Genomic DNA, 21,865 nt, shown 5'->3' on the forward strand with positions numbered 1-21,865 from the left:
TGTATTGTTGCATTTTTTCGCCGTCAGAAAAAATTTGTGGCTCCGGAATGGCGATAAATTCAGCAAATGTTGTTAATTTTTTAGTTTGAAGAAAGAAATGTAGCGCAAAATGTATGGATGTAAATTGGCGCGGATTGCTATATGATGCCGCCGATTCTGATTTCACCTGCCGCAGGACCCGTACACCATGCCAGTGTTACATAACCGTATTTCCAATGATGCCCTCAAAGCCCGGATGCTGGCTGAAACTGAGCCGCGCACGACCATTTCGTTCTACAAATATTTTACCATCGCAGACCCGCAGGCCACACGCGATGCGTTGTATCAAAAGTTAACCGCGCTGAATGTTTTCGGTCGCATCTATCTGGCACATGAAGGGATTAACGCCCAAATCAGCGTACCGCAAAGTCAGGTGGAGACGTTCCGCCAGCAGCTGTACGCCTTTGATCCGGCACTTGACGGCGTGCGTCTGAACATTGCGCTGGAAGATGACGGGAAATCCTTCTGGGTGCTGCGGATGAAAGTGCGTGAGCGGATTGTGGCGGATGGCATTGAGGACCCGAGTTTTGATGCCAGCGATGTCGGTGACTATCTAAAGGCCGCGGAAGTGAACGCGATGCTCGACGACCCGGATGCGCTGTTCATTGATATGCGTAACCACTACGAATACGAAGTGGGCCATTTTGAGAACGCGCTGGAAATCCCGGCCGACACGTTCCGCGAGCAGTTACCCAAAGCGGTCGAAATGATGCAGGAACACAAAGATAAAAAGATAGTGATGTATTGTACCGGTGGTATTCGCTGCGAAAAAGCCAGCGCCTGGATGAAGCACAATGGCTTCAGTAAAGTGTGGCACATTGAAGGCGGTATCATTGAATATGCACGCAAGGCCCGCGAGCAGGGGTTACCGGTACGTTTCATCGGCAAAAACTTTGTGTTTGATGAGCGCATGGGTGAGCGTATTTCAGATGAGGTGATTGCGCATTGTCATCAATGTGGTGCGCCGTGCGACAGCCACACCAACTGTAAAAATGACGGCTGCCATCTGCTGTTTATTCAGTGCCCGGCATGTGCGCAAAAGTACAACGGCTGCTGTAGCGAGATCTGTTGCGAAGAGAGCGCATTACCTGAAGAAGAGCAACGTCGCCTGCGCGCAGGACGCGAGAACGGCAATAAAATCTTCAACAAGTCGCGTGGACGACTGAATACGAAACTGGGTATTCCGGATCCTGCCGAGTAATGGTGTGGCCGGATGGCGGCGACAACATCGCCATCCGGCATCATTCCTCGTTTACTTCTGCTGTACGCCTTCAACTGAGATAATCAACTCCACTTCCTGCGAGGCAGGCCCCAGATCGGTGGTGATGTTGAAATCCTTCAGCTTGATTTTACCTTCGGCTTCGAAGCCTGCGCGTTTACCCCCCCACGGATCGTCACCCTGACCGATCATCTTCGCTTCCAGCGTCACCGGCTTTGTTACGCCGTTTAGCGTCAGATTCCCGGTGATATCCAGTTCGTCACCGTCTTTTTTCACGTTGGTGGAGGTGAAGGTCGCCTGCGGGAATTTCGCGACATTGAGGAAATCAGCGCTGCGAAGGTGTTTATCACGCTCGGCGTGATTGGTATCCACGCTGTTGGTGTTGATCGTCACATTCACTTTATCGGCGGCGGGATCCTTTTCATCAAAGGTAAAGGTTCCGTCGAAGTCTTTGAACGTGCCGTACAACCAGCTGTATCCCAGGTGCTGAATACGGAAATTAACAAAGGCATGTTGTCCTTCTTTGTCAATTTTATAATCCGCCGCGATGGCAGAACCGGTGGTGAACAGCAGAGAGGCGAGAGTTAAACCCAGCAGGCTTTTTTTCATTTTTGAGCTCCATAGTCAGATGACGACTTACCCAACATGCGATTCAGGGTGTCGTCTTTATCGATAAAGTGGTGTTTAAAGGCCATCAGGCCATGCAGAATGGAAAGAATAACGACGGTCCAGGCCAGCCACAGGTGTACGCTTCCGGCGAGATCGGCCTGAACGCCAGCATCCGCGAAGGTGGCCGGGACATCAAACCAGCCGAAAACGCTGATCGGTTTACCGTCCGCCGTCGAGATCAGATAACCGCTGATGACAATGCTAAACAGCAGCAGATATAGCGCGAGGTGGCCCAACGCTGCGCCAGCACGGGTCAGGGCCGAATAGCTTTTCAGCGCTTTCGGCGGTGGCGAGATCAGACGCCAGATGACCCGAACGACCAGGCCCATCATCAGCAGGATCCCGATGCTTTTGTGCAATTCCGGTCCCTGGTGATACCAGCCGTCGTAATAGCTCAACGTCACCATCCAGAGACCGAGTGCAAACATCCCGTAGACCACCAACGCGGTTAGCCAGTGAAGCATGGCGGAAATAAAACCATACCGTTGAGGCGTATTTGAAAATTGCATAAAAATTCCATTTCATATTTCAGGATTGAATGAAAATGGCCTGACAGAGACATAAATGCAACTAAAAAATAACACCGGGAGAGAGATTTAACGTTGATTCAATAATTTTGTATTAAGTGTAGATTTTGATTCAACGGATTCGTCAGAAATGACCGATTTATGACGGTTTGTGGGGGGGTAGGGGATGGGTTTTGTCATTCAAAAAAACAAAACAAAAATTAGATAACTTTCAGTTTTTGTCAGTATTTGTCAATGCCGATGGCTCAGTAACACAGGATATAAATAACATCAAGAATCGCCAGCAGCGACCATAAAATAACGTAGAGCATAAAATGCTCGCGAATATTGTTGACCAGATAAAGAAACAGACGACGCATATTGTAATCACCATTAAAAAGGCCTCATTACGAGGCCATTTAACGATTATGCCGTAAATCGGGAGAGTCTGAACGGCGTCAGGTCAAAAGCGGATGGCTTTTCCTGGGCAAAGTCAGCGGCAATTTCACCCAATACGGAGGCAAATTTAAAGCCGTGACCACTCAGCCCGGTCACGATCAGCGTGTTGCCATGGCCGGGCAGCGTGTCGATGATAAAGTCTTCATCCGGCGAGTTGTCGTAGGTGCAGGCCGCACCGTGCAGACAGCAACCCACTCCCGGAAGGATATTGCGCAGGAACGGGAATGCTTCAGATCCATCGCTGGCGACGCTGGCAAACGGTTTGCGTTCAGCTTCGGCGTGGATAAGTTGCCCGCCGTTGTGCTTACCGATTTTCAGTTCGTCGTTCTCCGCCGGGAAGCCGTAGTATTGATCGCCGTTGGGCAGCTCACCGGTGAAGGCAGGAAACTTATTCTTGATGCTATAGCGGCCATCGGCCTGGTACCAGGCAAACACTTTTCGTACCGGCTGGATGGGAAGCTCGGGGAGCAAAGCCTGAACCCAGGTACCGGCGCTCACCAGCGCTTTCTTCGCGCTGTACTCGCCGTCAGCGGTTTCCACAGTGACCCCGCCGTCATCATCATGGTGAATGGCTGTGACCGGGCAGTTGAAGAGCTGAGCGCATCCTGCTTCTTCTGCCAGACGAATCCAGGTTTTGATCGCCAGTTCACTGCGTAAAAAACCGGAATCAGCTTCGAACAGGCCGGTGTAGTCTGCAGGTACGCGGATTTCCGGCCAGCGCGCCATGATGGCGGCGGCATCCAGTTGCTCAACGTTCAGTTGCCACTGTTTTGCGCTGTGCGCGACGTTTGCCAGGAAGGGCGAACCGGCGGGGCCAAGATTGATAACGCCGGAGCGGACGAAAATCGGCTCTTCATTTTGCGTGGAGAGTTCGTCCCATAGCGCCTGCGCACGCAGCACCAGCGGAACGTATTTTTCACCTTCGCCATAGGCGTGGCGGATCAACCGGGTGTCGCCGTGATGACTACCCTGTTGATGCGGTGGCATATGCGCGTCGGTCATCAGAACGTTTAACCCGGCGCGAGTGGCATAATAACCTGCGGCTGCCCCAACGGACCCGCTGCCTATAATGATTAAGTCGTATTTCATCAGTTTCTCTCTGCTGTCGCGTTTGATGCAGAGTAAATAAGTGAAATGCGTAATACAACCCAGAAATAGCAAAGGCACCCCGAAGGTGCCTTTTTAAGTGAGAATGTCCGTCTCGTTAATGCCGACGGTATTCGTTGGCCTGGTAATCGCCGGATTCGATTTTGGCTATGCCGGCTTCTAATATCGAAATAAATTGTCTGGCAACATCGGTGGTTAACCAGAGCGTTTGACCGACCTCTGTACCATCGGTTTCGGGACGATTTGGAGTCTGGTAGTGCAAACGCAGCATCAGCGCGTCATAGCTATCTACGGTGCTGATGTCCCATCCCACAAGCGGATGAGTCTGAATGACTTCATTATTCTTTTCCATCATGCCCCCTAATTCGTGTTACAAGACAACGGTTTTCGAGGTTCAATGCGTTTTTATCTGAAGCAACTTCAGTATATCAATAAATAAGGGTATTCACTGAGATTTTAAAGAGGGGGGAGCATAAATTTCTGCAAATTAAGAATTTGTGAGTAATTAATCACCATCTTGTTCATTCTTTTTAAGTATGTTGTGCAATAATTTTGAGTGACTGGTGAAAATATAATCAATTCCGAAGGCAACGGAGAATACTAAATGATGCCGCAAAAAAGATTGCCTTAAAGATGAGAGAAAAAAGCCGGGGCGACCCGGCAAAGAGACTACGGCATAGCATTTTTATTCTTTAATGAACCAGTCGTCAGCGCTTTCCCAGGTTTCCTGAAGAATTTCGCTGATCCGTTCTTTATCTTCTTTCGTCGCGCCAATCACGGACAAATTATTCGCAGCGGCATAACGAACGGTCACGTTACCGTCGTTATCGGGAAAGTGGTGAGTAATACGGCGGGAGAGTTCACCTGCCAGGGCGTCAATAGCACCGGCAGGTAAAGGTGAAGTTTTAGCAATGGTGACTTCAATACGCATAATGGCCCCCTGTTGAATATACTGGTTATTTATACAGTTATCCTGGACAGGTTACAACAGGCGGCATCGATTTTTTTTACTTTTTAATCGTCCAGCGTACCGTTTCGCCCCCGAGGAACGGCACCAGCGTATCGTCGGTCAGCGCGATGCTCTCCGGTACCTGCTGCTCTTCACGTACCAGTTCAACGAAAGTGTCATTGACCGGCAGGCCGTAGAATCGCGGACCGTTCAGTGAACAAAACGCTTCAAAGTGCGCCAGGGCATTCATCTCTTCAAACACGCTCGCGTAACTCGCCAGTGCCGTTGGCGCGTTAAAACATCCCGCGCAGCCACAGCTCGATTCCTTACGATGACGGGCATGTGGGGCCGAATCGGTGCCGAGGAAGGCACGCTCAAAGCCACTGGCTACCAGCTCGCGCAGAGCGTGCTGGTGGACATTGCGTTTCAGAATTGGCAGGCAGTAGAGGTGTGGGCGAATACCGCCAACCAGCATGTGGTTACGGTTAAACATCAGGTGCTGCGGTGTAATCGTCGCAGCCAATAATTCGTTACCGTCACGGACATACTCCGCCGCATCTTTGGTAGTGATGTGCTCAAAGACCACTTTCAGCCCAGGCAGGCGCTGGCGCAGAGGCTCCATCACCGTCTCAATAAAGCGCGCTTCACGGTCAAAAATATCGATATCGGCGTGGGTGACTTCGCCATGCACCAGCAGCGGCATCCCGAGTTTTTCCATGCGTTCAAGTACTGGCATGATCGCATCAATGGAGGTGACCCCGTGACTGGAGTTGGTAGTGGCGTTTGCCGGATAGAGTTTGGCAGCGGTGAACACGCCTTCGCGAAAGCCGCGTTCCAGTTCAGCGGGATCCAACGTGTCCGTTAAATAGCAGGTCATCAGCGGCGTGAAGGAATGTCCGGCAGGGACCGCATCAAGGATGCGCTGGCGGTAGGCAATTGCCGCATCTACCGTGGTGATCGGCGGCGCCAGGTTAGGCATCACAATCGCACGTGCATAAACATCGCTGGTATACGGCACGACCGTTTTTAACATTTCGCCGTCGCGAAGGTGAAGGTGCCAGTCATCTGGGCGGCGGATCTTTAAAACCTGGGAGGGTGCTGTCATCAATATGCTCCGGCTGGGGGATGTCATTTTTGCCGGAAACAAAGGATAAGGGGAAACGTTTTCGTTTGCACGTAAAAAAAGGCGCCGCAGCGCCTTTGTCATTTAATCGGTGAACGGGATGATGATTTCGCCCGGCTTCACCTCAATGCCTTTGGCGTACTTTTTCGCCAGCGCTTCGCCTTTGCTGCTGTCTTCGCGCAGGACATACGCTGGCTGCTGGTTAAAGTAATTACGCAGTGACTGATTGAGATAAGGCATCAGAGTTTGCAGCACTGACTGCATTTTTTCCGGCGTCACGGTGGCATCCACCACTTCCATTTCCTGCAGGAAGATGGCCCCTTTTTCTTTATTAAAGACTGGCAGCGCTTTCAGTTTTAGCTTAATGGTTGCTTTCTGACTGCCAAACAGCGAATTCATATCCAGCTTTGCATCGCCGGTCAGCGTCACTTTGTTCGGCTCTTCACGACCGATCTGGCTGGAGAGGTTATTGAGGACGATATGCGCATCGGCAACGCCCGGAAGCCCGATATCTTTGGCAAAGTTGTTGCGTTTTTCGAGCGCCTGATTAATTTCTTGTTCGCTTACGGTGTACTGTGTGAGCTGATTACAGCCGGTCAACAGGCCGCCAACTATCAACGCGGCAGCAAAAAAAATCTTCTTCATGGGGTTCCTCTACACGATGCGATCGTCTTAATCCTGACATAACGCAGCATGTGTCACCAGCGCGAACTTCGCCAGTAGAAAAAACTGAAAAAAGCGGCAGCCTGTATGACTCAGCCACCGCCGGTAAACGTTAAATCGCCATTGATGATAACAGATTGATCTGCGTCTGTTTCGCCATATTGTCGCGATAGTCAGCAACCCGTGTCGGCCAGTTGATACCGGCCACCAGCGTCAGATTACGCAACAGGGGAAATAACTGGATGTCGTCTTCGGAAAGCTCACCGTTTACTCCATTGGGTTGCACAATGCGCTTATCCAGTGTGCGTAAATCCTCACTGATTTTTTTGGTCAGGCCAGCGGAATGGGCAAGATGGTCGGCAAAACTGCCAATCATCGCCTCTTTTTTCTCAGTAAAGTATTTGCGTGCCGAAGGGGTGGAAAACTCATCAAACGCAGATTTTGCAAAACGCGGCAGCAGCAGGTGATTGGCGTAGCTGTTCACTTTGCGCAGCCACTCGTCAATAGCAGGATTTTTCTTGCCGGTGAGCAGCGGTTTGCCATCCAGTTGATCGACGTAATGGACGATGTCCATGCTTTCCGGTAGATAGCGGCTGTCGTCTTTTTGCAGAATGGGCACCATTTTCTGGCCAATCATTCGGGTTGGGGTTTCGTCATCGTCGTTGGCCAGGACAATCAGTTCGACGGGGATGTTTTTGAGGCCAAAAATCATGCGGGCTTTGATGCAGAAAGGGCAGTGATCGTAAATATAAAGCTTCACGTTTCTCCTCCATTTGACTGTCAGTTCCCTTTCAGTATGGAGGAGACACGCACAGGTATCAAATCAGGCGCCGGGTTCCAGCATGCCGCGCGGCGTGCGTTTATGGCTAAACTGCCAGCCCAGCGCCAGGAAAGTGATGAAGCCAATGATCCCCAGCATCATCCAGGGTAACTCGGGTTGCTGGAGCAGTTTCCCCATATCAAACAGCCAGCCGCCGCCGATATACCCGATGGCACCACCTATGGCTAACCCCAGACGGCTAAAGCCCATATAGCTACCGCGCGCACGGGCATCCGACAGCGAGGCGCTGAGCGTTTCACGGGCGGGTTCAGCAATAATCGAACCGATATAGAAAGTGCAAATCAGCGTGAACAACTGCTGCAAGTCACTCACCAACCCCACGGGTAACATGCTCAGTGACATCAGCAGCAGGCCCGCCATCAGGCGATGCTCAAGACGAAACCGTTTCTCACTCCAGCGCGCAATGGGGTAGAGCAGCGTCAGCGAAAGGCAGGCTTCAATGGCATACATCCATTTCACCGCGGAAGGTGAACCGGCGATGTCATTGACCATAATGGGTAGCATCAGCATGACCTGCACCGCCAGCATGTAATAGCCCGCCAGCGTCAGCACATAGGTGACGAAGCGTTTATCACTGAGCACCCGACTCATTCCTTCCCGTACCGGAATACGCACAGTAGAGAGTTTCCACGCGGGCAGCAGCCAGGCGTTAAAGGCGGCGCAGAGCACGAACAATATTGCCCCGGTCGCGCAAACCAGACGGAAGTCATACTGCAACAACCAACTGCCTAACAGCGCGCCGATAACCGCCCCTGCGCTGTCCTGCATCATCAATATTGAGAAGAAGCGACCCCGCTGATGCGGGCGAATCAGCTTCACCACCAATGCCGAGCGCGGCGGATCGAACAGCGTGCCGCCGAGACCGGACAGGAAACAGGAGAACCACAAAAGCCAGGGTTCATGGGCGATCCCCATGGTGGCAAACCCGGCGGCGCGCATCAGCATGCCGGTGACGATCATCGGTTTCGCGCCAAAACGGTCGGCAATCGCGCCGCCAAAAATGCCCAGTCCCTGTTGAATAAACTGACGCAGACCCAGCGCAATGCCGACCATCACGGCGGCCCAGCCCATTTGGTCGACGAAGCGAATTGAGATCAGCGGGAACACGACGAAAAAGCCCAACACGACCAGCATATTATCGATGAGCAGGAAAGTTTTACCCAGGTTCCTGGCCTGCGAGACACGCGACATTTCCCCTCCCGGGAAACACTCGTCATTCTTCGAGTTGCGCGGAATTTGCGGCATTCGAATGATTGAGAGTAGATAAAGCGAAGTATCTCCTATTCTGCGGCTTTGCTGCCTTTTTGCCCACCCTCGCCGGGACAATATTTTTTTATCAAAAGTCCATCTTGATAGAGAGCTTTCATCAAAATGGCGGAATAATTCAAAAAATGGCAAATTGCACTTTTCACAGGGTGGTTTTGCACAGGTATAGTAAGTCAATCAGGGTGTAACGGCGATTCAGGAAGGAGTAGGAATAAATATGTTTGGCTATCGCAGTAACGTGCCAAAAGTGCGCTTAACCACCGACCGCCTGGTCGTGCGTTTAGTGCATGAGCGTGATGCCTGGCGTCTGGCAGATTATTACGCGGAAAATCGTCATTTCTTAAAACCCTGGGAACCGATTCGTGATGAAAGCCACTGCTATCCCTCCGGCTGGCAGGCGCGGCTGAGCATGATTGCCGAATTTCATAAGCAAGGTTCCGCCTATTACTTTGCGCTGCTGGACCCGGATGAAAAAGAGGTCATTGGGGTAGCGAATTTTTCTAACGTGGTGCGGGGGTCTTTCCATGCCTGCTATCTGGGGTATTCCATTGCGCAGAAATGGCAGGGGCAGGGGCTGATGTTTGAAGCGCTGACCGCCGCGATTCGTTATATGCAACGCACGCAACATATTCATCGCATTATGGCGAATTACATGCCGCACAATAAACGCAGCGGTGATTTACTGGCGCGACTTGGCTTTGAAAAAGAAGGCTACGCAAAAGATTATCTGTTGATTGACGGGCAATGGCGCGACCACGTGCTGACGGCGTTAACGACATCAGAATGGACCGCAGGTCGGTGAGGACACCCTATGAAATATGCATTAACTGCCGCTGAAGCCCGTGTGATTGGCTGTCTGCTCGAAAAACAGGTCACGACGCCTGAGCAATATCCGCTCTCCGTAAATGGCGTGGTCACCGCCTGCAATCAGAAAACCAACCGTGAACCGGTGATGAATATGGCGGAGCACGAGGTGCAGGAGCACCTCGACAATCTGGTGAAGCGCCATTTTCTGCGCACGGTCAGCGGCTTTGGTAGCCGCGTCACCAAGTATGAGCAGCGTTTCTGTAACTCGGAGTTTGGCAACCTGAAATTGAGCTCCGCGGAGGTGGCGCTGGTTACGACACTGCTGCTACGCGGTGCGCAGACGCCGGGCGAATTGCGCAGTCGCGCCTCGCGAATGTATGAGTTCAGCGATATGGCGGAAGTCGAGGCAACGCTGGAACGCCTGGCAACGCGGGAAGACGGCCCTTATGTCGTCCGTCTGGCGCGCGAACCGGGTAAGCGTGAAAGCCGTTATATGCATCTGTTCTGTGGCGCCGTGCAGGAGCCGGTTGCCCTGGCCGATGAGCCACAGGCGGTGACGGGAGATCTACAGGCCCGCGTCGAGGTGCTGGAAAGCGAAGTCGCCGCGCTGAAACAGCGCCTCGAGTCGCTACTGGAACATCTGGGAGAATAACGTGACAACATTACGTATCGGGGTGGTGGGGCTTGGGGGCATCGCCCAGAAGGCCTGGTTACCCGTGCTTGGCGCCGCCAGCGACTGGACGCTACAGGCCGCCTGGTCGCCGTCGCGTGAAAAAGCGGAGAAAATCTGCGCAGCCTGGCGCATTCCGTATGCCGGTTCGCTGACCGATCTTGCCGCGGGCTGCGACGCGGTGTTTGTCCACTCCAGCACGGCAACCCATTACGCCGTCGTCAGTGAATTACTCAATGCCGGCGTTCATGTCTGCGTTGATAAGCCGCTGGCGGAAAATTTACGTGATGCTGAGCGGCTGGTGGCGTTAGCGGCGAAGAAAAATCTGACGCTGATGGTCGGTTTCAATCGTCGCTTTGCGCCACGGTACCGAGAGCTGAAGACGGAACTGGGGACGGCGGCGTCTCTGCGGATGGATAAACACCGTAGCGACAGCGTGGGGCCTCACGATCTGCGGTTCACGCTGCTGGATGATTATTTGCATGTCGTTGACACCGCACTGTGGCTGGCGGGCGGCAACGCCCAGCTCAGCAGCGGGACGCTACAAACCAACGACACGGGCGAGATGCTGTATGCAGAGCACCATTTCGCGACCAGTCAGTTGCAAATCACCACCAGTATGCATCGCCGGGCGGGCAGTCAGCGAGAGAGCGTACAGGCGGTGACCGATGGCGGGCTGATTGACGTGACGGATATGCGCGAGTGGCGTGAAGAGCGCGGGCAGGGTGTCTTGCACAAACCGGTTCCTGGCTGGCAAACCACGCTTGAACAGCGTGGATTCGTGGGGTGCGCACGCCATTTTGTGGAATGTGTACAAAATCAGACGGTTCCGGAAACCGCGGGCGAGCAGGCGATCCTTGCCCAGCGCGTGGTGGAAAAGCTCTGGCGCGAGGCGATGAGCGAATAATCACCTGTAACATCTGGCGGTAGTAATTCACCATAATCCAGGTAGACTAAGCGCCTCTTCCAACGCCTGCACTGCAGGCGTTTTGCCGTAGGGTCTGGAATAAAAAAGCTATGAACCTATTAAAATCGCTGGCCGCCGTCAGCTCAATGACGATGTTTTCACGTGTGCTGGGTTTTGCACGTGATGCGATTGTCGCCAGAATCTTTGGTGCCGGGATGGCAACCGATGCCTTTTTTGTGGCATTCAAATTACCTAACCTGCTACGCCGCATATTTGCGGAGGGCGCTTTTTCTCAGGCCTTTGTCCCTATTCTGGCGGAATATAAAAGCAAGCAGGGCGAAGACGCCACTCGCGTGTTTGTCTCTTACGTGTCGGGACTGCTGACGCTGGCGCTTGCTGTGGTCACCGTTGCCGGGATGCTGGCCGCCCCGTGGGTGATTATGGTGACGGCGCCGGGGTTTGCCGACACCGCCGATAAATTCGCGTTAACCACCAAACTGCTGCAAATCACCTTTCCGTACATCTTACTGATCTCGCTGGCGTCGCTGGTCGGAGCAATCCTCAATACCTGGAACCGCTTCTCCATTCCGGCGTTTGCCCCCACGTTTTTGAACATCAGCATGATCGGTTTCGCGCTGTTCGCCGCGCCGTATTTTAATCCACCGGTGCTGGCGCTGGCATGGGCGGTAACCGTTGGCGGCGTGCTGCAACTGGTGTATCAGCTTCCGCATCTGAAGAAAATCGGCATGCTGGTGCTGCCGCGGATTAACTTCCGCGATGCGGGGGCGATGCGGGTTGTGAAGCAAATGGGCCCGGCGATACTCGGCGTCTCCGTCAGCCAGATCTCACTGATCATTAACACCATTTTCGCCTCTTTTCTCGCGTCTGGTTCCGTTTCGTGGATGTACTATGCGGACCGCCTGATGGAGTTTCCGTCGGGGGTACTGGGCGTGGCGCTGGGGACCATTCTGCTGCCTTCACTGTCGAAGAGCTTTGCAAAAGGCGACCATGACGAATATTGCCGCCTGATGGACTGGGGATTGCGTCTGTGCTTTTTGCTGGCGCTGCCGAGTGCGGTGGCGATTGGGATCCTGTCTGGCCCCTTGATTACGTCATTATTCCAGTACGGTAAATTCACGGCCTTCGATGCGCTGATGACGCAGCGTGCGTTGATTGCTTATTCCGTAGGGCTGATGGGGCTGATTGTGGTGAAAGTGCTGGCACCGGGCTTTTATTCGCGGCAGAACATCAAAACGCCGGTTAAGATCGCCATTGTGACGCTTATCATGACCCAGTTGATGAACCTTGCGTTTATTGGACCGTTGAAGCACGCCGGGCTGTCGCTGTCGATTGGGCTTGCCGCCTGTCTGAACGCGGGACTGCTGTACTGGCAACTGCGTAAGCAGAACATTTTCACCCCGCAACCGGGGTGGATGGGGTTTCTGATTCGCCTCGTTATCGCCGTACTGGTGATGTCAGCCGTGCTGGTTGGCATGTTGCATATTATGCCGGAGTGGTCGCTGGGGACTATGCCGTGGCGTCTGCTTCGCCTGATGGCGGTGGTTGTGGCCGGCATTGCCGCCTACTTTGCCGCACTGGCGGTGATGGGCTTTAAAGTGAAAGAGTTTGCGCGCCGGACGGTGTAATCACGATGCCTGATGGCGCTTTGCTTATTCGGCCTACAAAACGCTGTAGGCTGAATAAGGCGAAACGCCGCCATCCGGTAATCATCAAATAGAGAATTTTTTCCCGCCGCGAGAGGCAGAAGAGGGTTGACCGTTCGCGCCGTACAGCGACGGTTCCTGATAGGGCTTTAAAACCTCAAGCGCCTGTTGATTGCGCTGAATCTGATCTTCCAGCAGCCAGCCGTTGTGCTGGTTCAGATCGCGTAAGTGCTGCGTTTTATCGGTAATCGCTTTCCAGCGCTCGGCGACGTCATCATTCGCGCTATGCTGCGGGTCTTGTTCCAGCCGTCGATGCTGTTCCAGATAATCCAGGGTCGCCAGCAGAGAACTCTTTTCTTCTGTAATACGCTGCAGCTGGCTACCGTTAATGTGGCCAACGGAAAGTTGTTGCTGTTCGGCATCCATTACCGTTTTCAGGTCATTCAGGACAGCCGTCATCTGATCGAGTATTTCTGACAAGCGCGTCATACGGTCAGTTACTCACTCTGGAGATAGCTCTGCGTCTCGCGGATCAGCGAGTCGGCGATTTTCCCCGTGTCCATCTTCAGCTCACCGTTACGAATAGCGGTTTTCAGTGCTTCAACACGTTCCATATTGATATCGTTCACGCCGGGCTGCATCAGTTTTGCCTGAGCATCGCTTAACGTCACGCTGGTGCTGGTTGCCGTCGAGGTTTTTTCCTGACGCGCTTTGAGGACCGGTGTATCCGTATTTTCACGCGCCTGAACGGTGCTAACGGGTTTCAAAGGTGAGGTACGGTCAATGCTCATTTTTATCATCCTCATCGAGGGGTTATGCTGTAGCGGCCAGCTATCATCGAATGTGTAATCACTATCGGCAGCCGCAACAAAATCTTTAACTCATTATAGGTTAATAAGAATATTCCCATCAGGATCGACTATGCCACTGACAATCTGACCCGATAACATTCTCACTCGTGCGTTCTGCGCGACCGCCGCATTGTTCAGCGCTTTTCCTTCCGCATTGACGCTAAATCCATCGCCATTGGCAACGACCTGCACGCGCTGTCCGGCTTTAATGCGCCACGCCTGGCGCAACATATTGAGCTGGATGGCCTGTCCCGGCGCGAGATCGCGCAAGCTCACCGCATCCTGAACCTGGCTGATATCCAGCACGGTACGGGGGGGGAGCTGATCAAGGCGACCGCGTTTTAGTGTGACGCTGGCCGGGCCAAGCGTGCCGCCACGCGCAACGGACGCGGCTGCGACTACGTAGTTTCCCGTCGCCTGCACGTTGACCTGCAGATAACGTTTTTCATTGGCGCAACGTGCCAGCACATTCACGTTTCCCCACAGTTTTGCCCCGGTCATGCTGAACGCCGGTGTGTCGCAATGCGGCAACAGGTTGGGGGGCGTTCGCACGGTCACGACCACATCATCGCTGAATCCGGCCAGACGCTGTCCGAACCAGTCGTTCAACTGCGCATTCAAATCCTGGGCCAGCGTCAGGGGACTGAACAGCAGCGCCAGCATGGCTAATCCACGTTTTAACGTTTGCATCGTCACCTCCCGCCGTTTTCGCAATGACAGGATTCTACCCGTGTGACGCAACCATCAACGCAATAAATAGCGACCCATTTTGCGTTTATTCCAGCGATAACGCGCGCGTAATGGGATTTAAGCTGTCGGCTGAATTTTGTCATCTGCGGAGGAGATATGCTCGATAAGCTCGACGCCGCCTTACGTTTTCAACAGGAAGCGCTGAATCTGCGCGCCCAACGGCAAGAGGTGTTGGCCGCTAACATTGCGAACGCCGATACGCCGGGGTATCAGGCGCGCGACATGGATTTTGCCAGTGAGTTAAAAAAAGTCATGGTGCGCGGACGGCAAGAAACCAGCGGTGTGTCGCTGGCATTAACCTCCGCACAGCATATTCCCGCCCAGGCCATCACCGCACCGTCTACGGATTTGCTCTACCGCATTCCCGACCAGCCTTCACTCGACGGCAATACCGTCGATATGGACCGGGAGCGCACGCAGTTTGCGGATAACAGCCTGAAGTACCAGATGAGCCTGACTGCCTTGAGTGGGCAGATTAAAGGCATGATGAACGTGCTACAGGGGGGGAACTAATCCGTGGCGCTGCTGAATATTTTTGATATTGCCGGTTCGGCATTAACGGCGCAGTCCAAGCGCCTTAACGTGGCCGCCAGTAATCTGGCCAACGCCGACAGCGTCACGGGACCGGATGGTCAACCGTATCGCGCAAAGCAGGTGGTCTTCCAGGTGGATGCCGCTCCCGGTGCAGTAACGGGGGGCGTGAAAGTGTCGGACGTCATTGAGAGCCAGGCGCCGGACAAACTGGTCTATGAACCCGGTAACCCGCTGGCCGATGCCAATGGCTACGTGAAGATGCCTAACGTCGATGTGGTCGGTGAGATGGTTAATACCATGTCAGCTTCCCGCAGCTATCAGGCGAACGTCGAAGTCCTCAACACCGTTAAAAGCATGATGCTTAAAACGCTGACACTGGGCCAGTAAAAGGAGGCAGCCATGTCAATTGCGGTAAACGTTAACGATCCGACAAACACCGGTGTGAAAAGCAGCAGCAACGGGAGTTCCCTGTCGGGCAGCAATGCCGCCGATCTGCAAAGCAGCTTTCTGACGCTGCTGGTGGCGCAACTGAAAAACCAGGACCCGACCAACCCGATGCAGAACAACGAGCTGACCACACAGCTCGCGCAGATCAGTACCGTCAGCGGTATTGAGAAACTGAATACGACCCTGGGGTCGATCTCCGGACAGATCGACAACAACCAGTCACTACAGGCCAGTACGCTGATTGGTCATGGTGTGATGATCCCGGGTACCACCGTTCTGGCGGGCAAAGGCACCGAAGAGGGAGCCACCACCACCACCACGCCGTTTGGCGTTGAGCTGCAACAGCCGGCTGACAAAGTCACCGCCACCATTACCGACAAAGACGGCAAAGTGGTGCGCACAATTGAGATTGGCGCGCTGAAGGCGGGTGTTCATACCTTTACCTGGGACGGCACTCTGACGGATGGCACCACGGCGGTGAACGGCTCGTATAACGTGGCGATTCACGCCAGCAACGGCTCGACGCAACTGGTGGCGCAGCCCTTGCAGTTTGCGCTGGTACAAGGGGTGATTCGCAGCAATGGCGGTAACACCCTGGATCTGGGCACTTACGGAACCACCACCCTCGACGAAGTACGGCAGATAATCTAAGCCTTTACACTAATCAGGAGTCATCATGGCTTTTTCACAAGCGGTTAGCGGCCTGAATGCCGCAGCCACCAACCTCGATGTCATTGGTAACAACATCGCCAACTCCGCGACCTATGGTTTTAAATCCGGTGCGGCGTCTTTTGCGGATATGTTTGCCGGTTCTAAAGTCGGTCTGGGCGTAAAAGTCGCTGGCATTACTCAGGACTTTACTGATGGTACGACCACCAACACCGGTCGCGGTCTGGATGTCGCTATCAGCCAGAACGGTTTTTTCCGTCTGGTCGACAGCAATGGCTCAGTTTTCTACAGCCGTAACGGCCAGTTCAAACTGGATGAAAACCGTAACCTGGTCAACATGCAGGGCATGCAACTGACCGGCTATCCGGCAACGGGTACGCCGCCGACCATTCAGCAAGGGGCAAACCCGGGTCCGATCACCATCCCGAATACCCTGATGGGGGCGAAAAGCACCGACACGGCGGCAATGCAGATCAACCTGAACTCGACGGACAAGATTCCGGCGAACACACCTTTCAAACCAACCGATGCTGACAGCTACAACAAACGTGCACCCGTGACGGTGTTCGACAGCCAGGGTAATCAACATGACATCAACCTGTTTTACGTTAAAACGGGTGATAACACATGGGATATCTGGACGCAGGATTCCAGCGTCGCCAACTCGCCGTTGGTGAAGTCCGCGCAGATGACATTCGACAAGAACGGCGGTCTGGATAACGTAAAAGAATATACTGAAGTTGCGCCTGTTCCACCTGCCACTGAACCAACCTGGACGCTTGGCGCGGCAAATGCCACACCGTCATTCTCCATTACTACCGGTACAGTCAATGGCGCGGTTCCTGCGACCTTCACCCTCAGCCTGCAAAACTCCATGCAGCAGAACACCGGGACTAACGCCGTTATCGCCACCACGCAGAACGGCTACAAGCCGGGCGATTTGGTCAGCTATCAGATTAACGACGATGGCACCGTCGTCGGAAACTATTCCAACGAACAGAAGCAGGTGCTGGGGCAGATCGTGCTGGCGAACTTCGCTAACAACGAAGGTCTGTCCTCTCAGGGCGATAACGTCTGGGCCGCCACGCAGGCGTCAGGTGTGGAACTGCTGGGAACGGCGGGAACGGGTAACTTCGGTAAGCTGACCAACGGCGCGCTGGAGTCTTCGAACGTGGATCTGAGTAAAGAACTGGTGAACATGATCGTCGCCCAGCGTAACTATCAGTCGAACGCGCAGACCATCAAGACCCAGGACCAGATCCTCAACACGCTGGTTAACCTGCGCTAAGCGCCTGACGGGATAACGTAATGGATCACGCAATCTATACCGCGATGGGGGCGGCCAGTCAGACGCTGAACCAACAGGCGGTGACGGCCAGCAACCTGGCCAACGCCTCGACACCGGGATTCCGTGCACAGCTCAATGCGCTGCGCGCCGTCCCCGTCGAAGGGCTGTCATTGCCGACGCGTACGCTGGTCACGGCGTCCACGCCGGGGGCTGATATGACGCCTGGCCAGATGGATTACACCTCGCGTCCGCTGGACGTGGCGTTACAGCAGGATGGCTGGCTGGCGGTACAGACCGCGAACGGCAGCGAAGGCTATACCCGTAACGGCAGCATTCAGGTGGATCCGACCGGACAGTTGACCATTCAGGGTCACCCGGTGATTGGTGAAGCCGGGCCGATTGCGGTGCCGGAAGGGTCGGAAATCACCATCGCGGCGGACGGCACCATCTCAGCGCTGAATCCCGGCGATCCGGCAAACACCATCGCGCCGGTGGGACGTCTGAAACTGGTGAAGGCTGAGGGGAATGAAGTACAGCGTGGTGACGACGGGATGTTCCGTCTGACCGCCGCCGCACAGGCAACCCGTGGCCCGGTGCTGCAGGCCGATCCGACCATTCGCGTGATGTCGGGAGTACTGGAGGGGAGCAACGTCAATGCGGTGTCAGCGATGAGCGACATGATTGCCAGCGCCCGCCGTTTTGAAATGCAGATGAAGGTTATCAGCAGCGTGGATGACAACGCTGGTCGCGCTAACCAACTGCTGTCGATGACTTAATACAGGACACTTTATGATCAGTTCATTATGGATCGCCAAAACCGGCCTGGACGCGCAGCAAACCAACATGGATGTGATTGCCAACAACCTGGCAAACGTCAGCACCAATGGTTTTAAGCGTCAGCGCGCGGTGTTTGAAGATCTGCTTTATCAGACCATTCGTCAGCCTGGCGCTCAGTCTTCTGAGCAGACCACGCTGCCGTCCGGTCTGCAAATCGGTACCGGTGTGCGTCCGGTGGCGACCGAGCGTCTGCACAGCCAGGGCAACCTGTCGCAAACCAACAACAGTAAAGATGTCGCCATCAAAGGTCAGGGGTTCTTTCAGGTTCTGCTGCCGGATGGTACTTCTGCATATACCCGCGATGGATCATTCCAGGTCGATCAAAATGGTCAACTGGTGACGGCTGGCGGCTTCCAGGTTCAGCCAGCGATTACCATTCCGGCTAACGCCCTGAGCATCACCATCGGGCGTGACGGCGTGGTGAGCGTGACCCAACAGGGACAGGCGGCGCCCGTGCAGGTGGGGCAGCTTAATCTGACCACGTTCATGAACGATACCGGTCTGGAGAGCATTGGTGAAAACCTGTATACCGAGACCCAATCTTCCGGCGCGCCGAATGAAAGCACGCCGGGTCTGAACGGGGCGGGCCTGTTGTACCAGGGCTATGTCGAGACCTCAAACGTCAACGTCGCGGAAGAGCTGGTCAATATGATTCAGGTTCAACGCGCTTACGAAATCAACAGCAAAGCGGTCTCAACGACCGATCAGATGCTGCAAAAACTGACGCAACTCTAAGGTGTTGTCCGGTGAGGCTTCTGTCTCACCGGCACCCTGATTCAGAAGATAAAGGCAATGCAAAAAAACGCTGCGCACGCTTACCCGATCATGGCCCTGCTGGTGGTTTCACTGTCAGGATGTGCCTGGATTCCTTCCACTCCGCTCGTCCAGGGCGCGACCACGGCGCAGCCTGTTCCTGGCCCGACGCCGGTGGCAAATGGTTCGATTTTTCAGTCCGCGCAGCCAATCAACTATGGCTATCAGCCACTGTTTGAAGACCGTCGTCCGCGCAACATCGGCGATACGCTGACCATTGTGCTGCAGGAAAACGTCAGCGCCAGTAAAAGCTCTTCTGCCAACGCCAGCCGTGACGGCAAAACCAACTTTGGCTTTGATACCGTACCACGCTATCTGCAAGGATTATTCGGCAATGCGCGAGCGGATGTCGAGGCGTCCGGCGGTAATACCTTTAACGGTAAGGGCGGGGCCAACGCCAGCAATACCTTTAGCGGCACGCTGACCGTGACCGTCGATCAGGTGCTGGTTAACGGCAATTTACATGTCGTGGGTGAGAAACAGATCGCCATCAACCAGGGCACTGAGTTCATCCGCTTCTCCGGGGTTGTGAATCCGCGCACCATCAGCGGCAGCAACTCCGTTCCGTCAACTCAGGTGGCGGATGCACGTATTGAATATGTCGGAAACGGCTACATCAACGAAGCGCAAAATATGGGCTGGCTCCAGCGTTTCTTCCTTAACCTGTCGCCGATGTAAGCGAGGTCTCCCATGTTGAAATCTGTAGTTGGACTGGTTCTGGTCCTCGTCGCCACGCTGGCGCATGCCGATCGTATCCGCGATCTGACCAGCGTGCAGGGCGTGCGCGAAAACTCGCTCATTGGCTACGGCCTGGTGGTGGGGTTGGACGGGACCGGTGACCAGACCACCCAGACGCCATTTACCACCCAGACCCTGAACAACATGCTCTCGCAGTTGGGTATTACCGTGCCGACCGGGACGAACATGCAGTTGAAAAACGTCGCGGCGGTCATGGTAACCGCCTCCTTCCCGGCCTTTGGTCGTCAGGGACAAACCATCGACGTGGTGGTGTCTTCGCTGGGGAACGCGAAAAGTCTGCGCGGGGGGACGCTGCTGATGACGCCGTTGAAAGGGGTCGACAGCCAGGTGTATGCGCTGGCGCAGGGCAACATTTTAGTTGGCGGCGCCGGGGCGTCTGCGGGCGGCAGCAGCGTGCAGGTGAACCAGCTTAACGGCGGACGGATCACCAACGGGGCGACAATCGAGCGCGAGTTGCCCAGCCAGTTCGGCGCGGGTAATACGCTAAACCTGCAACTGAATAATGAAGACTTCACCATGGCGCAGCAGATTGCTGACACCATCAACCGGTCACGCGGCTTTGGCAGCGCCACCGCACTGGATGCGCGCACGATTCAGGTCCGCGTACCGAGCGGCAACAGCTCTCAGGTGCGCTTCCTGGCGGATATTCAGAACATGGAAGTGAACGTGACGCCACAGGATGCAAAAGTGGTGATCAACTCACGTACCGGTTCGGTGGTGATGAACCGCGAAGTGACGCTGGATAGCTGTGCTGTAGCGCAGGGGAATCTCTCCGTGACCGTTAACCGTCAGGCTAATGTCAGTCAACCGGATACGCCGTTTGGCGGGGGGCAGACGGTAGTGACACCGCAAACGCAAATCGATCTGCGTCAGAGCGGCGGTTCGCTGCAAAGCGTTCGTTCCAGCGCCAATCTGAACAACGTGGTCCGTGCGCTGAATGCGCTGGGGGCGACGCCGATGGATCTGATGTCAATTCTGCAGTCGATGCAGAGCGCCGGTTGCTTACGCGCGAAACTGGAAATCATCTGATGATTAGCGACAGCAAACTGATGGCCAGCGCCGCCTGGGATGCGCAATCGCTGAATGAATTGAAGGCGAAAGCCGGTCAGGATCCGGCGGCGAATATCCGCCCGGTGGCCCGCCAGGTGGAAGGCATGTTCGTCCAGATGATGCTGAAAAGCATGCGTGAAGCCCTGCCAAAAGATGGCGTCTTCAGCAGCGATCAAACGCGTCTGTATACCAGCATGTATGACCAGCAGATTGCGCAGCAGATGACCGCCGGAAAAGGTCTGGGGCTGGCGGAAATGATGGTCAAACAGATGACGCAGGGGCAGGCGCAGCCTACGGAAGAAACGCCGCAGGTGCCGATGAAGTTCCCGCTGGAAACGGTGACCAGTTACCAGAACCAGGCGCTGACGCAACTGGTGCGTAAAGCGATGCCGAAAACACCGCAGAGCAATGACGAACCGCTCTCCGGCGACAGCAAAGACTTCCTGGCGCAACTGTCGCTGCCGGCCCGTCTGGCCAGTGAGCAGAGCGGCGTACCGCATCACCTGATTCTGGCGCAGGCGGCGCTGGAGTCAGGCTGGGGGCAGCGGCAAATTCGCCGGGAAAACGGCGAGCCGAGTTTCAACCTGTTTGGCGTGAAGGCCTCGGGTAACTGGAAGGGGCCGGTGACGGAAATCACCACGACCGAATATGAAAACGGCGAAGCGAAAAAGGTGAAGGCCAAATTCCGCGTGTACAGCTCGTACCTTGAAGCGTTGTCAGATTACGTCGGTCTGCTGACCCGCAATCCACGCTATGCGGCGGTGACCACGGCGGTTACCGCGGAACAGGGCGCGCAGGCACTGCAAAGCGCCGGTTATGCCACCGACCCGAACTATGCACGTAAATTGACCAGTATGATCCAACAGCTGAAGTCGATGAGCGAGAAGGTGAGCAACGCCTACAACACGAATCTCGACAATCTCTTCTAAATGGCTCAAGTCCTGTGACCTGCTGCCGATAATAATCTGTAACTGAAGG

27 protein-coding genes are annotated in these 21,865 nt (G+C 54.6%); 14 read left to right on the plus strand and 13 right to left on the minus strand.

What is annotated here, in order from left to right:
• The first annotated feature begins 187 nt into the window (after window positions 1-187).
• Complete coding sequence (locus HVX64_RS09930) at window positions 188-1,240, plus strand: rhodanese-related sulfurtransferase (protein WP_044258040.1); 1,053 nt, start codon at window positions 188-190, stop codon at window positions 1,238-1,240.
• A gap of 51 nt (window positions 1,241-1,291) precedes the next feature.
• On the opposite strand, the gene HVX64_RS09935 is transcribed toward HVX64_RS09930, so the two are convergent.
• The 10 genes from HVX64_RS09935 to mdtH all read right to left on the minus strand — a co-directional run bounded on the left by HVX64_RS09935 (window position 1,292) and on the right by mdtH (window position 8,766).
• Window positions 1,292-1,867, minus strand: a complete 576-nt coding sequence (locus HVX64_RS09935) for a YceI family protein (protein WP_044258038.1) — start codon at window positions 1,865-1,867, stop codon at window positions 1,292-1,294.
• Entirely contained in the window at window positions 1,864-2,436 is a 573-nt protein-coding gene (locus tag HVX64_RS09940) for a cytochrome b (RefSeq protein WP_044258037.1), read from the minus strand. Before HVX64_RS09940 ends, HVX64_RS09935 begins: the two co-directional genes overlap by 4 nt.
• A 263-nt stretch (window positions 2,437-2,699) precedes the next feature.
• Window positions 2,700-2,813: a YceO family protein gene (locus tag HVX64_RS09945; RefSeq protein WP_044258036.1), complete on the minus strand. Its 114-nt coding sequence runs from the start codon at window positions 2,811-2,813 to the stop codon at window positions 2,700-2,702.
• Between the two features lie 46 nt (window positions 2,814-2,859).
• Window positions 2,860-3,981 (minus strand): N-methyl-L-tryptophan oxidase, encoded by a 1,122-nt coding sequence (gene solA / locus HVX64_RS09950; protein WP_044258034.1) that lies wholly within the window; start codon window positions 3,979-3,981, stop codon window positions 2,860-2,862.
• 115 nt (window positions 3,982-4,096) lie between these two features.
• Window positions 4,097-4,351, minus strand: a complete 255-nt coding sequence (bssS, locus tag HVX64_RS09955; protein ID WP_043001951.1) for a biofilm formation regulator BssS — start codon at window positions 4,349-4,351, stop codon at window positions 4,097-4,099.
• 333 nt (window positions 4,352-4,684) lie between these two features.
• A complete protein-coding gene (gene dinI / locus HVX64_RS09960; protein WP_042319691.1) occupies window positions 4,685-4,930 on the minus strand; it encodes a DNA damage-inducible protein I in 246 nt (81 codons plus the stop codon).
• Between the two features lie 76 nt (window positions 4,931-5,006).
• Window positions 5,007-6,053, minus strand: a complete 1,047-nt coding sequence (gene pyrC / locus HVX64_RS09965; RefSeq protein ID WP_043001012.1) for a dihydroorotase — start codon at window positions 6,051-6,053, stop codon at window positions 5,007-5,009.
• Between the two features lie 102 nt (window positions 6,054-6,155).
• Window positions 6,156-6,716 (minus strand): lipoprotein, encoded by a 561-nt coding sequence (locus HVX64_RS09970; protein WP_043001011.1) that lies wholly within the window; start codon window positions 6,714-6,716, stop codon window positions 6,156-6,158.
• A gap of 130 nt (window positions 6,717-6,846) precedes the next feature.
• Window positions 6,847-7,494 (minus strand): glutaredoxin 2, encoded by a 648-nt coding sequence (grxB, locus tag HVX64_RS09975; protein ID WP_043001010.1) that lies wholly within the window; start codon window positions 7,492-7,494, stop codon window positions 6,847-6,849.
• A gap of 63 nt (window positions 7,495-7,557) precedes the next feature.
• Complete coding sequence (gene mdtH / locus HVX64_RS09980) at window positions 7,558-8,766, minus strand: multidrug efflux MFS transporter MdtH (RefSeq protein ID WP_044258032.1); 1,209 nt, start codon at window positions 8,764-8,766, stop codon at window positions 7,558-7,560.
• A gap of 292 nt (window positions 8,767-9,058) precedes the next feature.
• On the opposite strand from mdtH, the gene rimJ reads away from it, so the two are divergent.
• From rimJ to murJ, 4 genes are all read left to right on the plus strand, one after another.
• Entirely contained in the window at window positions 9,059-9,643 is a 585-nt protein-coding gene (rimJ, locus tag HVX64_RS09985; RefSeq protein ID WP_043001008.1) for a ribosomal protein S5-alanine N-acetyltransferase, read from the plus strand.
• Window positions 9,644-9,652: 9 nt separating this feature from the next.
• Entirely contained in the window at window positions 9,653-10,300 is a 648-nt protein-coding gene (locus tag HVX64_RS09990; protein WP_043001007.1) for a YceH family protein, read from the plus strand.
• 1 nt (window position 10,301) lies between these two features.
• Window positions 10,302-11,225: a Gfo/Idh/MocA family oxidoreductase gene (locus HVX64_RS09995; RefSeq protein WP_044258025.1), complete on the plus strand. Its 924-nt coding sequence runs from the start codon at window positions 10,302-10,304 to the stop codon at window positions 11,223-11,225.
• A 110-nt stretch (window positions 11,226-11,335) separates the two neighbouring features.
• On the plus strand, window positions 11,336-12,871 hold the full coding sequence (gene murJ / locus HVX64_RS10000) for a murein biosynthesis integral membrane protein MurJ (protein WP_044258023.1): 1,536 nt from the start codon (window positions 11,336-11,338) through the stop codon (window positions 12,869-12,871).
• Window positions 12,872-12,955: 84 nt separating this feature from the next.
• On the opposite strand, the gene flgN is transcribed toward murJ, so the two are convergent.
• From flgN to flgA, 3 genes are all read right to left on the minus strand, one after another.
• Window positions 12,956-13,378: a flagella biosynthesis chaperone FlgN gene (flgN, locus tag HVX64_RS10005; RefSeq protein WP_044258021.1), complete on the minus strand. Its 423-nt coding sequence runs from the start codon at window positions 13,376-13,378 to the stop codon at window positions 12,956-12,958.
• Between the two features lie 8 nt (window positions 13,379-13,386).
• The gene (flgM, locus tag HVX64_RS10010; protein ID WP_043001003.1) at window positions 13,387-13,680 is read right to left on the minus strand and encodes a flagellar biosynthesis anti-sigma factor FlgM; all 294 of its coding nucleotides are present in this window, start codon (window positions 13,678-13,680) and stop codon (window positions 13,387-13,389) included.
• A 93-nt stretch (window positions 13,681-13,773) separates the two neighbouring features.
• Window positions 13,774-14,430, minus strand: coding sequence for a flagellar basal body P-ring formation chaperone FlgA (gene flgA, locus HVX64_RS10015; RefSeq protein WP_043001002.1), 657 nt, complete (start codon window positions 14,428-14,430; stop codon window positions 13,774-13,776).
• A 156-nt stretch (window positions 14,431-14,586) separates the two neighbouring features.
• On the opposite strand from flgA, the gene flgB reads away from it, so the two are divergent.
• Genes flgB through flgJ form a run of 9 tightly spaced genes read left to right on the plus strand, consistent with a single transcriptional unit; the run spans window position 14,587 to window position 21,816 of the window.
• A complete protein-coding gene (gene flgB / locus HVX64_RS10020; protein ID WP_042319669.1) occupies window positions 14,587-15,003 on the plus strand; it encodes a flagellar basal body rod protein FlgB in 417 nt (138 codons plus the stop codon).
• A gap of 3 nt (window positions 15,004-15,006) precedes the next feature.
• A complete protein-coding gene (gene flgC, locus HVX64_RS10025) occupies window positions 15,007-15,411 on the plus strand; it encodes a flagellar basal body rod protein FlgC (protein ID WP_043001001.1) in 405 nt (134 codons plus the stop codon).
• A gap of 12 nt (window positions 15,412-15,423) precedes the next feature.
• Window positions 15,424-16,122 (plus strand): flagellar hook assembly protein FlgD, encoded by a 699-nt coding sequence (gene flgD / locus HVX64_RS10030; RefSeq protein ID WP_043001000.1) that lies wholly within the window; start codon window positions 15,424-15,426, stop codon window positions 16,120-16,122.
• A 25-nt stretch (window positions 16,123-16,147) separates the two neighbouring features.
• Window positions 16,148-17,428 (plus strand): flagellar hook protein FlgE, encoded by a 1,281-nt coding sequence (gene flgE, locus HVX64_RS10035; protein ID WP_044258019.1) that lies wholly within the window; start codon window positions 16,148-16,150, stop codon window positions 17,426-17,428.
• Between the two features lie 20 nt (window positions 17,429-17,448).
• Window positions 17,449-18,204 (plus strand): flagellar basal-body rod protein FlgF, encoded by a 756-nt coding sequence (gene flgF, locus HVX64_RS10040; protein WP_044258017.1) that lies wholly within the window; start codon window positions 17,449-17,451, stop codon window positions 18,202-18,204.
• A gap of 13 nt (window positions 18,205-18,217) precedes the next feature.
• Window positions 18,218-19,000 carry a flagellar basal-body rod protein FlgG gene (gene flgG / locus HVX64_RS10045; protein ID WP_042319653.1) on the plus strand — a complete coding sequence of 261 codons (783 nt, stop codon included), beginning with the start codon at window positions 18,218-18,220 and terminating at the stop codon, window positions 18,998-19,000.
• 57 nt (window positions 19,001-19,057) lie between these two features.
• The gene (gene flgH, locus HVX64_RS10050) at window positions 19,058-19,756 is read left to right on the plus strand and encodes a flagellar basal body L-ring protein FlgH (protein ID WP_042319652.1); all 699 of its coding nucleotides are present in this window, start codon (window positions 19,058-19,060) and stop codon (window positions 19,754-19,756) included.
• Between the two features lie 12 nt (window positions 19,757-19,768).
• Complete coding sequence (locus tag HVX64_RS10055; RefSeq protein WP_043000997.1) at window positions 19,769-20,866, plus strand: flagellar basal body P-ring protein FlgI; 1,098 nt, start codon at window positions 19,769-19,771, stop codon at window positions 20,864-20,866.
• Entirely contained in the window at window positions 20,866-21,816 is a 951-nt protein-coding gene (gene flgJ / locus HVX64_RS10060; RefSeq protein ID WP_044258015.1) for a flagellar assembly peptidoglycan hydrolase FlgJ, read from the plus strand. Before HVX64_RS10055 ends, flgJ begins: the two co-directional genes overlap by 1 nt.
• Window positions 21,817-21,865: the final 49 nt, after the last annotated feature.

The organism is Citrobacter sp. RHB20-C16, assembly GCF_013890155.1.
Taxonomy (GTDB): Bacteria; Pseudomonadota; Gammaproteobacteria; order Enterobacterales; family Enterobacteriaceae; genus Citrobacter_A; species Citrobacter_A amalonaticus.